The sequence below is a fragment of the Qingshengfaniella alkalisoli genome (assembly GCF_007855645.1).
Classification (GTDB): domain Bacteria; phylum Pseudomonadota; class Alphaproteobacteria; order Rhodobacterales; family Rhodobacteraceae; genus Qingshengfaniella; species Qingshengfaniella alkalisoli.
This window is the reverse complement of record NZ_CP042261.1, coordinates 304402-315989: the sequence shown is the minus strand read 5'-3', so window position 1 is coordinate 315989 and position 11588 is coordinate 304402. Positions and strand designations below refer to the sequence as shown.

Genomic DNA, 11588 nt, shown 5'->3' with positions numbered 1-11588 from the left:
GGGCCGTGTCGAGTGATCGATACGGCCCTTGTTTTATCTAATTTTCATGAAAGATTTATTCAGTGGCCAGCCGCAATCCGCGATTCCACTACATCGAAGGGTACGCCCGGCTCGGTTTTGGCGGTCCGGATGACAAGTGAGGTCTTCACACTTTCTACATTCGATGCCGCAGTCAGTTCCTCCGTCAGAAACGCCTGAAAACTGCTCAGATCAGGCGCCACACATTTCAAGATGAAGTCCACCTCGCCGTTCAACATGTGACATTCCCTGACAAGAGGCCAGCCGTCGCACTGCTGCTCGAAGGCAGACAGATCAGCTTCGGCCTGACTGTGCAGGCCCACCATCACGAAAACCTGCACATCAAAACCCAGCCGTTTGGGACTGACTTGCGCATGGTAGCCATCAATATATCCGTCTTCTTCCAGTGCCCGCACACGCCGCAGACAAGGCGGCGCGGAAATCCCGACGCGCCGTGCGAGTTCGACATTTGTCATACGGCCATCGCCTTGCAGTTCCGCAAGGATATGGCGGTCGATGGGATCGAGTTTTGCGCCAGACATCTGAGCCTCCGTTGATATCACAATTGTAAGTGGAGCACGCGTTTCGCGCAACATTGTTTCACAGCATTGCATCTGCGGCATATCCGCAGCACGCCGAACCGCAAGGGCTTTAGGTTCCGACGGACAGCGCCTATATGCAGAAGCCGCGCAGGTAGCAAGAGGACATCATGGGCGAGACAAGACACATTCGGCTTCTTATCATTGGTTCCGGACCAGCCGGTTACACAGCCGCCGTTTACGCGTCGCGCGCGATGCTTGAACCCGTCCTGATCCAGGGAATCCAACCTGGCGGGCAGTTGACCATTACGACCGATGTGGAAAACTGGCCTGGCGATACATCCGTTATGGGACCCGACCTGATGGTGCGTATGGAAAGCCATGCACGCGAAATGGGCACCGAGATCATCTTTGATCACGTCTCGTCTCTGGACCTGACGAAGCGCCCCTTCACTGCCAAGACTGACAGCGGCCATACCTACACGGCGGATGCGATCGTCCTCGCCACGGGCGCTCAGGCGAAGTGGCTGGGCTTGCCGTCCGAAGAAAAATTCAAGGGCTTCGGCGTATCAGCTTGCGCAACTTGCGACGGGTTCTTCTACCGCGATCAGGAAGTTGTTGTTGTCGGCGGTGGAAACACGGCTGTTGAAGAGGCGCTATTCCTGACCAATTTCGCATCCAAGGTCACGCTGGTTCATCGTCGCGACAGTCTAAGGGCCGAAAAAATCCTGCAAGATCGCCTGATGAAAAACCCGAAGGTCGAAGTCATCTGGGACCACGTACTCGACGAAGTGATCGGCGACGAATCTCCCTTGGGTGTCACAGGCGTTCGCCTTGCCCACGCCACGACTGGCGAAAAACAGGAACTCCCCGCGAAAGGGGTCTTCATCGCCATCGGTCACGCACCCGCATCAGAACTTATCGACGGCCAACTGGAATTGCGTGCTGGCGGGTACGTCGTCACCGAGCCGGACAGCACCGCCACATCCGTCCCCGGCGTTTTTGCGGCGGGCGACCTGACCGACGACAAATTCCGCCAAGCGGTCACCAGCGCTGGTATGGGATGTATGGCCGCACTTGAGGCCGAACACTTCCTGGCTGCTCAGGAAAGCTGAGACAATAACGGCGCCCAACTTGGGCGCCGCGCTGTCTTTCCGGGTTGCAGACCCGTTCCTAGTGAACGTCAACCGGCGTAAAATCATGCTGACGGGCCAGGGCAAACGCCAGCTTTCGATCCCGAACAAGCGCGAGCCTGTCCCCGTTCGGGGCGTGGACCGAATAGATTTCATCCAGATCACCCGTCTGTTGTCTCAACTCATCGGGAAGGTCTGCGGTATGCATCGGACGAACATAGACGATGCGATCCCCGGCTTCCTTAGCCATTTCATGCGGCGTATCCATCATTGAGCTCCTTTCCGAATCTCGATTTTCTGCATCACGGTTTCGGGTGCGGTGCGTTCCAGATCGATGTGCAGAAGCCCGTTTTCCATTGTGGCACCCTTCACCTCGACGGCATCGGCCAGAACGAAGCTGCGCTGGAACTGACGGGCGGCTATACCTCGATGCAGGAAGATCCGATCGGCGTCGTCGTCATGCTGTTTGCCATGAATTACAAGCTGCCGGTCTTCGACGGTGATTGACAGGTCTTCCTCACGAAACCCTGCCACAGCCAAAGTGATACGGTAAGACCGATCCGTGGTTTGTTCGATGTTATACGGGGGATATCCTTCATTCCCTGTCTTCGCAGTGTGTTCGACCAGCCTCTCAAGCTGTTCGAAGCCCAACAGATAGGGATGGGTTCCCAAAGTAAGTTTGCTCATGGACACGCCCTTGGATAAGCGACTGTGTGACTGGCCCCGTCAGCGGCGACCTTGTGCCAAATATGGTGCGCAGACCAACAGGTTGCAAGGGATGACCCCGCCCCTTTCCACGACCGGCAAATCTGGTTATCCTGCGAGCCTCTATCAAAGGCGGGCGTGAGCCGACCCATGAACCACCATCCCAACGAGCTGTCGCATCAGGAAATGCTGCGGATCAAGCTGGAAGTCCTGCGGCGCGAGCACAGGGATCTGGACAGGGCGATCACAGCGCTGGAAGAGACCTCTGCACTGACCGAACAGTTGGCCCTACGCCGCCTGAAAAAGCAAAAACTGCAACTGAAGGACCGCATTCAGGCGATCGAGGACGAGCTTCTGCCCGACATCATTGCCTAGCCGCCTGACCCTTGTATAAAGCGCCGGAACGGCAGCACGGCACGCGAGGCATTATGGCAAGCATCGGCATCATCATGGGCAGCCAGTCGGATTGGCCCACCATGAAGAAGGCAGCAGACATTCTCGATGAACTGGGGGTGGAGTATGAAACACGGATCGTATCCGCGCACCGCACCCCTGACCGTCTTTGGGACTATGGCAAAACGGCGGCTGATCGTGGCCTGAAATGTATCATTGCGGGCGCTGGAGGGGCGGCCCACCTGCCCGGCATGATGGCTTCCAAAACCCGCGTTCCTGTTGTAGGCGTCCCTATCCAGACCCGAGCCCTCAGCGGGGTCGATTCATTGTATTCCATTGTCCAGATGCCGCGCGGCTTCCCGGTAGCGACCATGGCGATTGGCGAGGCCGGCGCGGTCAATGCTGGCCTGATGGCCGCCGCAATTCTTGCGACGAACGACAGCGCGTTGGCACAGCGGCTGGAAGACTGGCGCGCCGCGCTTGCGGCGTCCATTCCCGAGGTTCCTGTCGATGACTGATCTTCTTCCCCCCGGCTCCACCGTCGGTATCCTCGGTGGCGGACAACTGGGCCGTATGATGGCGCTCGCGGCCGCTCGGCTCGGACTGAAATGTCACATCTATGATCCCGACCCTATGGCCCCCGCAGGCCAGGTCTGTGACCAGATCACGACCGCGCCATACGACGACAAGAGTGCACTGGAAGCCTTCGCCCAATCCGTCGATGTCGTTACCTATGAATTCGAGAACATCCCGACCGACGCGCTTGACCTGATCGAGGCAATCCGCCCCATCCGACCGAACCGCAGGGCCTTGGCAACGTCGCAGGACAGGCTGACCGAAAAGACCTTCCTGAACGAGTTGGGACTGAAAACGGCACCCTTCGCCGTGATCGACAGCGCCGGTGATCTGGAAAGCGCACTTGCTACGACCGGCACGCCAGCGATCCTGAAGACGCGGCGCTTTGGCTATGATGGTAAGGGGCAGGCCCGCGTGATGACGACCGCTGATGGCGATGCAGCCTATGCGTCACTCAAGGGTGCGCCCGCAATCGCCGAAGGGTTCGTTGAATTTTCCTGCGAGATTTCCGTGATCGGCGCACGATCACTGGATGGCAGCGTGGTCTGCTTCGACCCTGGAATGAACGCACACAGCGAGGGCATTCTGCGCCGCACTACTGTTCCCGCGCCGCTTCCCAATGCTCTGCGCACTGACGCCGTGCTGCTGGCGGGGCGCATCCTGAACGCGCTGGATTACGTCGGTGTTATCGGTGTTGAACTGTTTGTTACGCCCACAGGGCTGGTCGTCAACGAAATCGCACCCCGCGTCCATAACTCTGGCCACTGGACACAGAACGGCTGCGCGATCTGTCAGTTCGAACAACATATTCGCGCCGTGGCAGGCTGGCCATTGGGGGATGGCCAGCGCCATTCCGACGTCGAGATGATCAACTTGATCGGTGACGACATAGGCGACCTTCCTCGGCACCAGAACGATCCAAGCTCAGCGATCCACCTCTATGGCAAAGCGGAAACCAGACCCGGCCGCAAGATGGGTCACGTGAACCGGATCGTTGCGCCGAAAGGCTAGCGCGGCTTTCTTTTGCCGGGGATTGCCATCGCGACCCCGGTCAGCACGATGAACGTTGCAAGGACAAACTGCAGGCTGATGGCTTCGCCCAGAAACGTCAGCCCCCCTGCAATCGCGATGACCGGCACGCTTAACTGCGCGACGGCCGCGACGCTGAAGGGGATGCGGGCGAGAAGGTAATACCACAACGCGTATCCCAACCCGGACGTGATCGCACCGGACGTGATCGCCAACAGCACACCCGTTCTCGTCGCACCGTCATTGCCGAGCGCAAGCATGATCACCGCCAACGGCACCAGAAGCAGAAAGCTGAGCGCAGTCGTTGTCAGCGGATCCTGTGCCGTGCGTCCCTTGAACGTGTACAAGCTCCAGCCCAAAGCGGCGGCAATCATACAAGTCGCGTGGGCCAAAGAAATCTGGGCGCCGCCCTGAGGCCATAACAGCCAGACCAGTCCCGCCAAGCTGATCCCCGCCCCGACCCAACGCGTTACGGGCAGCTTCTCACCGAGAGCGATACTGATCAGCAGCATCGCCGCCTGTATGGTGCCGAACAGGATCAGCGCCCCTGCCCCCGCGTCCAGTTCTATATAGGCGAAAGAGAAACCCAGCATGTAGATGCCCAGCCCGAGCGCGTTGAGCCAGGGCAGGCGCGAGAGGTTTGCTCTCGGGCGGGGTATTGCAAGAAGCGCAAGAAACAGAGCACCGGACAAAATTCTGATAGCCGCAAAAGTGACCGGCCCGGAACCCGCCATGTCGATCGCCATGCGGTTCAACACTGAGTTCGCCGCGAATGCGACCATCGTGACCATCAGCAATGGAAGCAGGCGCAGCATCAGACTTCGAGGAAGGGTGCAGGGTAAAGAAGTTCCGCGCGCGTTAGAGAGGTCTGCGGATCAATCGGATAGAGCCCCGTATATTGCGGCGGATAAGGCGAAAAAAGCTGGGCGAATCCATCAAACTCGAACCCGAAGCGAACATAGTAGTCGGGATCCCCAACAACCACGACAGCGTCGAATTCCTGTCGCCGTGCTTCATCAAGTGCATAGCGCACAAGTTCGGCCCCGATACCCTGCCGCTGGCGCGAAGGGATTATGCACAGCGGCGCGAGCGTCAGCCATTCTTGCGGGAGTTCGAGCCTGCTGAGCATGACACAGCCAACCACCATGTCCTCATCGGAGGCTACCATTTCAATCGCCACATGCCCGCCATCACGCAAATCGCTCATCAGCCTTGCTTCATTCGGCTGTTCGAACGCGCTCACAGCCACAACGGAAATTGCCGTAAAATCTTCCGGGGTGGCATGACGAATCTTCAACAATGTCGTGGTTCTCCCGCAGGTTAGGTGTCATCACACTACGCCGATGCACACAAAAAGAAAGGGCCGCAAATGCGGCCCTTGCTCCGATAATATCGGCGTGGCTTACATCATGCCGCCCATACCGCCCATGTCGGGCATGCCGCCACCGGCAGGCGCAGCGCCTTTCGGCTCGGGCTTGTCGGCAACCATGGCTTCGGTCGTGACGAGCAGACCAGCAACGGAAGCTGCATCTTCCAGAGCCGTACGAACAACCTTCGCCGGGTCGATGACCCCGAACTTGAACAGGTCACCATACTCTTCGGTCTGGGCGTTGAAGCCGAAGTTCTTGTCTTCGCTCTCGCGGACCTTGCCGGCAACAACTGCACCGTCAACACCGGCGTTTTCAGCGATCTGGCGCAGCGGAGCCTCCAGTGCGCGGCGCACGATGGCGATACCGGCGTTCTGGTCGCTGTTCGCACCAGTCAGACCTTCCAGAGCTTTGCCGCCCTGAACCAGAGCAACACCGCCGCCGACGACGATACCTTCCTGAACGGCCGCACGGGTTGCGTTCAGCGCGTCATCAACGCGGTCTTTGCGCTCTTTCACTTCAACTTCGGTCATGCCGCCGACGCGGATAACGGCAACACCGCCAGCCAGTTTGGCAACGCGCTCTTGCAGTTTTTCACGGTCGTAATCGGAAGTGGTTTCTTCGATCTGCTGACGGATCTGGGAAACACGAGCTTCGATTTCGGCTTTGTCGCCGGCACCGTCAACGATGGTGGTTTCGTCCTTGGTGATCGAAACTTTCTTGGCCGAGCCGAGCATGTCCATGGTGACATTTTCGAGCTTCATGCCGAGATCTTCGGAGATGACCTGACCGCCGGTCAGGATCGCGATGTCCTGCAGCATGGCCTTGCGGCGATCGCCGAAGCCCGGTGCCTTGACGGCCGCGATCTTCAGACCGCCGCGCAGCTTATTGACGACCAGCGTGGCCAGAGCCTCGCCTTCGACGTCTTCAGCGATGATCAGAAGCGGCTTCTGGGACTGGATGACCGACTCGAGCAGCGGAACCATCGGCTGAAGCGAGGAAAGCTTCTTCTCGTGCAGCAGGATCATGCAGTCGTCGAGTTCGGCAACCATCTTGTCGGGGTTGGTCACGAAGTAAGGCGACAGGTAGCCACGGTCGAACTGCATACCTTCGACAACATCGGTCTCGGTGATGAGGCCTTTGTTTTCTTCAACAGTGATAACACCGTCATTGCCGACCTTTTGCATCGCGTCTGCGATCTGCTGGCCGATTTCTGCTTCGCCGTTGGCGGAGATGGTGCCAACCTGAGCGACTTCAGCGGAGTCGTTGACCGGGCGGGAAGCGGCTTTGATGGCTTCGACAACTTTGGCGGTTGCCAGGTCGATGCCGCGCTTCAGGTCCATCGGGTTCATGCCGGCTGCAACAGCCTTTGCGCCTTCTTTGACGATGGCTTGGGCCAGAACGGTTGCAGTGGTGGTGCCGTCACCGGCTTCGTCGTTGGTGCGGGAAGCGACTTCCTTCACCATCTGTGCACCCATGTTCTCGAACTTGTCTTCCAGTTCGATTTCCTTGGCGACAGTTACACCATCCTTCGTAATGCGCGGTGCGCCGAAGGATTTGTCGATGACAACGTTGCGGCCTTTCGGGCCGAGCGTCACTTTAACCGCATTTGCAAGAGTGTTCACACCCTTGAGCATGCGATTGCGGGCGTCTGTATCAAACTTGACGTCTTTAGCAGCCATGATGCTTGCTCCTCGTCTGAATTAGATTTGCGCGTCTCAGGCGATGACGCCGAGAATGTCGCTTTCTTTCATGATCAGCAGTTCTTCACCTTCAAGGGTGATTTCAGTGCCGGACCACTTGCCGAACAGGATCTTGTCACCTTCTTTGACGGAAGGTGCGATCAGTTCGCCGCTGTCTTTGCGAGCGCCTTCACCAACGGCGATGATTTCACCCTCGGCGGGCTTTTCTTTCGCGCTGTCGGGGATGATCAGTCCGCCCTTGGTTTTCTCGTCGCTCTCTACGCGGCGAACCAGCACACGGTCGTGAAGCGGTTTGAATGCCATCTTCTGAGGCTCCTTGGCTCAGTGTGTTTCTCCCATGTTAGCACTCCCCTATGGCGAGTGATAACAATCGGGAAATAGAAACAGCGAGCCCATCTGTCAACTCCACTGATTGCAAAATTTTCATGTCGCCCATGTGCACACACTTCGGCGGGTGACATTGGCCCTCGCGCCACCTATAACGCGCGAAATTGCCGCCAAATCACGGGTATTCTGATGACGACTTTCGTATTCGGGCACAAGGCCCCCGACACGGACTCCACCGGCGCGCCGATCATCTGGGCGTGGTATCTCAACGAGATCAAAGGCATCGCCGCCGAGCCGAAGCTTCTGGGCGAGCCCAACACCGAAGCTGCGTTCATGCTGCAACGTTGGAACCTCGACAAACCAGAGATCATCCAGGACGTGGCAGAGGGCCAGCCGGTCGTCATCGTGGATACAAACAATCCCGCGGAACTGCCACCCTCGATCAACACGGCCGACATTCAGGCCATCATCGATCACCACAAGCTGTTTGGCGGAATCGAAACAAAGTCGCCGATCGACATCACGATTCGCCCGCTGGCCTGCACGGTAACCCTCATGCACGACCTGATGGGTGACGCCGCAGCGGAGATGCCTGAAGCAATAAAAGGGGCGATGCTGTCCTGCATCCTGTCCGACACGTTGGAATTCCGGTCCCCGACCACGACAGTCATCGACCGTGAACTGGCCGAGAAACTGGCAGGCGAGCTGGGCGTATCCATCCCCGACTACGCCGCAGAGATGTTCGAAGCAAAATCCGACGTCTCTGCCTTCTCCGATGCGGAGCTTTTGCGTATGGACAGCAAGGAATACGCCGTCGGCGACACCAAGTTCCGCGTGTCGGTTCTTGAAACGACTGCCCCCGGCGTTCTGCTAGATCGCAAGGCAAGCCTGATGGACAGCATGGTCGGCGTCGCAAATGAGGACGGTGTGGATCAGGTACTGCTCTTCGTTATCGATATTCTGAACGAAGAAGCCACGCTGCTGGTCCCGAACGACTTGGTGAAAACGGTCGCCGAGAAGAGCTTCGCGGCGAAAGTCGATGGCGACACCGTCGTTCTACCCGGTATCATGAGCCGCAAGAAACAGATCATCCCGAACCTCGCGGTCTAATTCCTGGGCAAACCAAGACGATTAAGGGACTCCGTTCCGGAGCCCCTTTCACCGTTCGACGAGTGACCCGCCTAGCCCACCAGCTTCTCCGTCATCTCAACGAGACGCTTGGCCTGATGTGCGACGGCCGCCTTGCCTTTCTCGTCGAAACCACCTGCATTTGCAGAATAGCCATACGGGTTCCCACCAGCTTCGTAGATACACTCATCGGTGTAGCCCGGCGGAACGATGATCGCCCCCCAATGCATGAAGGTGGTGTACAGGCCCAGAATCGTGGCTTCCTGCCCACCGTGGGCGTTCTGTGCACTGGTCGTCGCGGTTGCGGTCTTGTTTGCCAGCCCGCCTTTGGACCAAAGCGGCCCAAGCGTGTCAATAAATGCGCGCATCTGACTAGCCGATACACCGTAACGGGTGGGTGCAGAAAAGAAATAGCCATCGGCCCAATCCATATCATCTGGTGTCGCCACCGGGATGTCGGACATCTTTTCCAACTGGGCTTTCCACGGATCTTGTCCTTCGACGACCTCTTTCGGGGCGGTCTCGGCTACACGAAGCAAACGAACATCCGCGCCGGCCTCTTCAGCGGCGCGCGCTGCTTCGACGGCCATAGCGTGATTGGTGCCATATGTAGAATAGAAAACGACTGCGATCTTCGGCTTGGCCATGCTCAGCTCCCTTGGTTTGTGAAGTCTTGGTAACTATACACACCTTTACGCGAATCCGTTCCGTGCGATTGCGCACATCTGCTGCGCCCAGAACAGTTCAAGCATGCGGGCTGTTCACTTGAGCAGGGCTGCGATATTCAGGCGGAAGACTCGTCGTACCCTGCCCTACGGAGCCAGAATGACCCGCATCATCACTTCCTTGTCCAAGATCGCTCACGACTATGACGCGTTATTCTGTGACCTCTGGGGCTGTGTCCATAACGGGATCGAAGCCTTCCCGGAGGCCGTCGCCGCGCTTCGCGCGTTCAAGGAAACAGGCGGTAAGGTCGTACTTGTCACCAACTCTCCCCGCCCGCGGGCGAATGTCGCTCAACAGATCGCGGGAATGAATGTACCTGACGATTGCTGGGATTCGATCGCCACATCCGGCGACAGTGCGCGTGCGGCCTTGTTCGAAGGCGCGGTGGGCGAGAAGGTCTATCACATCGGCATTCCCGAAGAGACGGCATTCTTCGAGCCGCTCAAGATCATTGAGAACCCTGCGCAGATCGCGCGCGTCCCGCTTGAAGACGCCGAAGGAATTGTCTGCACAGGACCACGTGACCCCTATGAGGATCCTTCCGTCTATCGGTCGGAATTCCTTTACGCCAAACAGAAGGGGTTGAAGCTGCTTTGCGCCAATCCCGATGTGATCGTGGATCGCGGCGAAAAGCGTGAATGGTGCGCTGGGGCGCTCGCGGAACTTTACGACGAGATGGGTGGTGAGAGTCTCTATTTCGGCAAGCCGCACCCGCCGATTTATGACCTCGCCCGCCGTCGCCTTGCCCAGATCGCGAATATCCACGATGAACGCATCCTCGCCATTGGTGATGGCCCGCATACCGACCTCGCCGGGGCCGTGGGGGAAGGCATCGATAGCCTGTTCATTACCGGCGGCATCGCCGCGCAGGACACCGAGACAGATGGCGCACCCGACGAGGGCAAGCTGATCCCCTATCTGGACAACATCAAGCTGACCCCAAGCTACGTCATCGGCAAGCTACGCTGAGTGTGACTTGCGGCTGACCCGAACAGGTTCTATCGCAGCAAAATGGAAATCATCCGCAGCTTCACCCCTTCGCCATCCGTGACCGATGCGAGCGTTGCCATCGGCAATTTCGACGGTGTCCATCTGGGGCATCGCGTCGTGCTGGACCTTGCCAAAGCACATGGCAGACCCTGGGGTGCGTTGACGTTCGAGCCGCACCCGCGTGAGTTCTTCGCCCCCGGCGCGCCTCCGTTCCGGTTGATGAACGCCGAAGCCCGTCACCACAGGTTCGACACCCTTGGCGCGGACGTACTGTATGAACTGCCCTTCGATTCCGCGCTCGCGTCGCTCACGGCGGCAGAATTCGTGCGCTCGGTTCTGGTCGATGGCCTGGCCCTGAAGCATGTGGTCGTCGGCGCGGATTTTTGCTTCGGCAAGGGCAGACAAGGCACCGTGCGCGATTTGCAACGACTGGGCGCCGAACACGGGCTTGATGTCACCACTGCAGAGTTGCGCGAAATCGACGGGATGGACGGCCCTGTTTCATCAACCCGCATTCGCGAAGCACTGGCCCAGGGTCGCCCCCGTGATGCCGCCAGCATGCTTGGCCATTGGCACCGGATCGAGGGCGAGGTCCTGCATGGCGACAAGCGCGGGCGGGGCCTCGGTTTTCCAACGGCAAATATGTCCATAGACGGGCTGCACCCACCCAGATTTGGGGTATACGCAGTCATTGCGGACGTGCTGACCGGCCCCCATCGCGGGCGGCATCTGGGCGTCGCATCCGTTGGCGTCCGGCCCATGTTCGGCGCGAACGCAGCGAATCTGGAGACGCACATCTTCGATTTCCAAGGTGATCTCTATGGCGAGCACCTGTCCATCGCGCTGGTCGAATACCTGCGCCCCGAACAGAAGTTTGACAGCCTCGACGCACTCAGCGCACAGATGCGTTACGACAGCCGACAGGCACGCGAGATACTAAGCAAGATTTAACCG

The 11588-nt window shown here is 58.6% G+C and carries 15 protein-coding genes; 7 read left to right on the top strand and 8 right to left on the bottom strand.

Annotation, left to right across the window (positions count from 1 at the left end; all coding sequences use genetic code 11):
- Positions 1–59 precede the first annotated feature (59 nt).
- The gene (locus FPZ52_RS01680; protein ID WP_146363100.1) at positions 60–560 is read right to left on the bottom strand and encodes an Lrp/AsnC family transcriptional regulator; all 501 of its coding nucleotides are present in this window, start codon (positions 558–560) and stop codon (positions 60–62) included.
- A 167-nt stretch (positions 561–727) separates the two neighbouring features.
- On the opposite strand from FPZ52_RS01680, the gene trxB reads away from it, so the two are divergent.
- On the top strand, positions 728–1672 hold the full coding sequence (gene trxB, locus FPZ52_RS01675) for a thioredoxin-disulfide reductase (RefSeq protein ID WP_146363098.1): 945 nt from the start codon (positions 728–730) through the stop codon (positions 1670–1672).
- 58 nt (positions 1673–1730) lie between these two features.
- On the opposite strand, the gene FPZ52_RS01670 is transcribed toward trxB, so the two are convergent.
- Complete coding sequence (locus FPZ52_RS01670; RefSeq protein ID WP_146365617.1) at positions 1731–1958, bottom strand: DUF1150 family protein; 228 nt, start codon at positions 1956–1958, stop codon at positions 1731–1733.
- Positions 1958–2377 (bottom strand): Hsp20 family protein, encoded by a 420-nt coding sequence (locus FPZ52_RS01665; RefSeq protein WP_146363096.1) that lies wholly within the window; start codon positions 2375–2377, stop codon positions 1958–1960. Before FPZ52_RS01665 ends, FPZ52_RS01670 begins: the two co-directional genes overlap by 1 nt.
- A gap of 168 nt (positions 2378–2545) precedes the next feature.
- On the opposite strand from FPZ52_RS01665, the gene FPZ52_RS01660 reads away from it, so the two are divergent.
- Genes FPZ52_RS01660 through FPZ52_RS01650 form a run of 3 tightly spaced genes read left to right on the top strand, consistent with a single transcriptional unit; the run spans position 2546 to position 4375 of the window.
- On the top strand, positions 2546–2770 hold the full coding sequence (locus tag FPZ52_RS01660; RefSeq protein ID WP_146363093.1) for a YdcH family protein: 225 nt from the start codon (positions 2546–2548) through the stop codon (positions 2768–2770).
- A gap of 53 nt (positions 2771–2823) precedes the next feature.
- Complete coding sequence (purE, locus tag FPZ52_RS01655) at positions 2824–3306, top strand: 5-(carboxyamino)imidazole ribonucleotide mutase (protein ID WP_146363092.1); 483 nt, start codon at positions 2824–2826, stop codon at positions 3304–3306.
- Complete coding sequence (locus FPZ52_RS01650; RefSeq protein ID WP_146363089.1) at positions 3299–4375, top strand: 5-(carboxyamino)imidazole ribonucleotide synthase; 1077 nt, start codon at positions 3299–3301, stop codon at positions 4373–4375. The genes purE and FPZ52_RS01650 overlap by 8 nt, the downstream gene beginning before the upstream one ends.
- Here the strand turns inward: FPZ52_RS01650 and FPZ52_RS01645 are convergent.
- The 4 genes from FPZ52_RS01645 to groES all read right to left on the bottom strand — a co-directional run bounded on the left by FPZ52_RS01645 (position 4372) and on the right by groES (position 7766).
- Positions 4372–5208, bottom strand: a complete 837-nt coding sequence (locus FPZ52_RS01645) for a DMT family transporter (protein WP_338052804.1) — start codon at positions 5206–5208, stop codon at positions 4372–4374. The genes FPZ52_RS01650 and FPZ52_RS01645 overlap by 4 nt on opposite strands.
- Positions 5208–5693, bottom strand: a complete 486-nt coding sequence (locus FPZ52_RS01640) for a GNAT family N-acetyltransferase (RefSeq protein WP_146363087.1) — start codon at positions 5691–5693, stop codon at positions 5208–5210. The genes FPZ52_RS01645 and FPZ52_RS01640 overlap by 1 nt, the downstream gene beginning before the upstream one ends.
- Positions 5694–5795: 102 nt before the next feature.
- Positions 5796–7442, bottom strand: a complete 1647-nt coding sequence (gene groL, locus FPZ52_RS01635; RefSeq protein ID WP_146363085.1) for a chaperonin GroEL — start codon at positions 7440–7442, stop codon at positions 5796–5798.
- Positions 7443–7478: 36 nt separating this feature from the next.
- Positions 7479–7766, bottom strand: coding sequence for a co-chaperone GroES (gene groES / locus FPZ52_RS01630; RefSeq protein WP_146363083.1), 288 nt, complete (start codon positions 7764–7766; stop codon positions 7479–7481).
- A 213-nt stretch (positions 7767–7979) separates the two neighbouring features.
- Here groES and FPZ52_RS01625 point away from each other — a divergent pair, with 213 nt between their 5' ends.
- Positions 7980–8900: a manganese-dependent inorganic pyrophosphatase gene (locus FPZ52_RS01625; protein WP_146363081.1), complete on the top strand. Its 921-nt coding sequence runs from the start codon at positions 7980–7982 to the stop codon at positions 8898–8900.
- Positions 8901–8971: 71 nt separating this feature from the next.
- On the opposite strand, the gene wrbA is transcribed toward FPZ52_RS01625, so the two are convergent.
- A complete protein-coding gene (gene wrbA / locus FPZ52_RS01620; protein ID WP_146363079.1) occupies positions 8972–9565 on the bottom strand; it encodes an NAD(P)H:quinone oxidoreductase in 594 nt (197 codons plus the stop codon).
- 178 nt (positions 9566–9743) lie between these two features.
- Between wrbA and FPZ52_RS01615 the strand changes: the two genes are divergently transcribed.
- Both FPZ52_RS01615 and FPZ52_RS01610 read left to right on the top strand, forming a co-directional pair.
- A complete protein-coding gene (locus FPZ52_RS01615) occupies positions 9744–10613 on the top strand; it encodes a TIGR01459 family HAD-type hydrolase (protein WP_146363077.1) in 870 nt (289 codons plus the stop codon).
- Between the two features lie 42 nt (positions 10614–10655).
- On the top strand, positions 10656–11585 hold the full coding sequence (locus FPZ52_RS01610; protein ID WP_146363075.1) for a bifunctional riboflavin kinase/FAD synthetase: 930 nt from the start codon (positions 10656–10658) through the stop codon (positions 11583–11585).
- The last annotated feature ends 3 nt before the right edge of the window (positions 11586–11588 follow it).

Excerpts from the sequence above, each read along its gene's own strand:
- FPZ52_RS01610 (WP_146363075.1), top strand. The coding sequence starts at position 10,656 with ATGGAAATCATCCGCAGCTTCACCCCTTCGCCATCCGTGACCGATGCG.
- FPZ52_RS01665 (WP_146363096.1), bottom strand. The coding sequence starts at position 2,377 with ATGAGCAAACTTACTTTGGGAACCCATCCCTATCTGTTGGGCTTCGAA.
- wrbA (WP_146363079.1), bottom strand. The coding sequence starts at position 9,565 with ATGGCCAAGCCGAAGATCGCAGTCGTTTTCTATTCTACATATGGCACC.
- FPZ52_RS01645 (WP_338052804.1), bottom strand. The coding sequence starts at position 5,208 with ATGCTGCGCCTGCTTCCATTGCTGATGGTCACGATGGTCGCATTCGCG.
- FPZ52_RS01625 (WP_146363081.1), top strand. The coding sequence starts at position 7,980 with ATGACGACTTTCGTATTCGGGCACAAGGCCCCCGACACGGACTCCACC.
- groES (WP_146363083.1), bottom strand. The coding sequence starts at position 7,766 with ATGGCATTCAAACCGCTTCACGACCGTGTGCTGGTTCGCCGCGTAGAG.
- groL (WP_146363085.1), bottom strand. The coding sequence starts at position 7,442 with ATGGCTGCTAAAGACGTCAAGTTTGATACAGACGCCCGCAATCGCATG.
- purE (WP_146363092.1), top strand. The coding sequence starts at position 2,824 with ATGGCAAGCATCGGCATCATCATGGGCAGCCAGTCGGATTGGCCCACC.
- FPZ52_RS01615 (WP_146363077.1), top strand. The coding sequence starts at position 9,744 with ATGACCCGCATCATCACTTCCTTGTCCAAGATCGCTCACGACTATGAC.
- FPZ52_RS01650 (WP_146363089.1), top strand. The coding sequence starts at position 3,299 with ATGACTGATCTTCTTCCCCCCGGCTCCACCGTCGGTATCCTCGGTGGC.
- FPZ52_RS01660 (WP_146363093.1), top strand. The coding sequence starts at position 2,546 with ATGAACCACCATCCCAACGAGCTGTCGCATCAGGAAATGCTGCGGATC.
- FPZ52_RS01670 (WP_146365617.1), bottom strand. The coding sequence starts at position 1,958 with ATGGATACGCCGCATGAAATGGCTAAGGAAGCCGGGGATCGCATCGTC.
- FPZ52_RS01680 (WP_146363100.1), bottom strand. The coding sequence starts at position 560 with ATGTCTGGCGCAAAACTCGATCCCATCGACCGCCATATCCTTGCGGAA.
- trxB (WP_146363098.1), top strand. The coding sequence starts at position 728 with ATGGGCGAGACAAGACACATTCGGCTTCTTATCATTGGTTCCGGACCA.